General features: G+C 70.1%; 2 protein-coding genes. Both read left to right on the top strand.

Features of this window, described 5'->3' with window-relative positions; genetic code table 11:
• Window positions 1-691, top strand: a 691-nt coding sequence (locus G6027_RS16235) for a molybdopterin dinucleotide binding domain-containing protein (protein ID WP_277612356.1), incomplete at its 5' end; no start/stop codon positions are given.
• Window positions 688-1,867: NADH-quinone oxidoreductase subunit NuoH (gene nuoH, locus G6027_RS16240; protein WP_182638059.1), on the top strand; the 1,180-nt coding region annotated here is incomplete at its 3' end. The genes G6027_RS16235 and nuoH, both read left to right, overlap by 4 nt.

Consider the following 1,867-nt stretch of genomic DNA (forward strand, 5'->3'; position numbering starts at 1 on the left):
CGCCGCGATCGACGCCGCCGGGTTCGTGGTGAGCATCGAGCTGCGCCGGAGCGAGATCAGCGACCGGGCCGACGTGGTGCTACCGGTCGCGCCCGTGGCCGAGAAGGCCGGCACCTTCCTCACCTGGGAGGGCCGCGAGCGACCCTTCGCCGCCGCCCTGACCGGTGGCGACGCCCTCCCCGACCACCGGGTCCTGAACGCCCTCGCCGAGGAGATGGGCGCCTGGTTCGGCCTCACCGACGTCGAGTCCGTCCGGCGAGAACTGGCGGCCGTGAGCGAGACCCTGGGGGCGCGTGGGGAAGAGGACAAGGTCGCGACGACGACGAGGCCGACTCCCACGGGCCGGGCCCGGATCCCCCGGCCCGCCGTCGGGCAGGCCGTCCTGGCCACCTGGCGGATGTTGCTGGACTCGGGACGGATGCAGGACGGCGAACCGCACCTGGCCGGGACGGCCCGGACCCCCGTGGTCAGGCTCTCCCCGGCCACCGCCCTCGAGGTCGGCGCCGCGGACGGAGATCCGTTGACCGTCTCCACGGAGACCGGATCGATCACACTGCCCTGCGCGGTCACCGAGATGCCCGATCGCGTGGTGTGGCTGCCGCAGAACTCACCCGGGTCGGCCGTCAACGCCACGCTCGCCGCGGCCGCGGGGGACGTCGTCCGGATCGGCGCCGGGGAGGTGGCCTCGTGACCTCGGCCGGGTACTCGGACCTGTCCGCCTTCGGCATCGACCCGTGGTGGCTGGTACTGATCAAGGTGCTCGCGGTCTTCGTGTTCCTCGTGGTGACGGTGCTCGCCGCGATCTACCTCGAGCGCAAGGTCATCGCCTGGATGCAGATGCGCATCGGACCCAACCGGGTCGGTCCGCTGGGCATGCTGCAGAGCCTTGCCGACGGCGTCAAGATCGCCCTCAAGGAGGGACTGATCCCAGCGGGGGTCGACAAGCCCGTCTTCCTGCTGGCCCCGGTCATCGCGGTGATCCCGGCATTCATGGCGTTCGCCGTGATCCCTTTCGGCCCCGAGGTCTCGATCTTCGGGTACCGGACGCCACTGCAACTGACCGACCTGAACGTGGGAGTGCTCTACATCCTGGCCGTCACCTCGATCGGCGTGTACGGGATCGTGCTGGCCGGCTGGTCCTCCGGCTCCACCTACCCCCTGCTCGGCGGACTCCGGTCCACGGCTCAGGTGATCAGTTACGAGATCGCGATGGCCCTGTCCTTCGTGGGCGTGTTCCTGTTCGCCGGCACCATGTCGACCTCGGGGATCGTCGCCGCGCAGTCCGAGGTCTGGTTCGTGTTCCTCCTGGCGCCCTCGTTCCTCATCTACGTGATCTCCATGGTCGGCGAGACCAACCGCGCGCCCTTCGACCTGCCCGAGGCCGAGGGCGAACTGGTCGGAGGGTTCCACACCGAGTACTCGTCGCTGCGGTTCGCCATGTTCATGCTGGCCGAGTACGTCAACATGACCACGGTCTCGGCCCTGGCGGCCACCCTGTTCCTCGGCGGCTGGCAGGCCCCGCTGCCGTTCTCCCTGATCGACGGCGCGGACTCCGGGTGGTGGGCGCTGCTGTGGTTCGTGATCAAGGTGTGGGGCTTCATGTTCCTGTTCATCTGGCTGCGCGCCACCCTGCCGAGGCTGCGCTACGACCAGTTCATGGGCTTCGGCTGGAAGGTGCTCATCCCCGTCTCCCTGGCATGGGTGATGGCCGTCGCGAGCATCCGGGCGTTCTCGAACGCCGGCTACGACGGTCTGACCATCGCGCTGGTGACCGCCGGCGTGATCGCCGCGGCCGTGATCGCCGTCGCCCTCCGCACCCGGATCGGTACCCGCCCCCACGGCGGGGGCGCCGCCGCTCCCCGTTCCG

This window comes from Dietzia sp. SLG310A2-38A2, from assembly GCF_014145095.1.
Lineage (GTDB): Bacteria > Actinomycetota > Actinomycetes > Mycobacteriales > Mycobacteriaceae > Dietzia.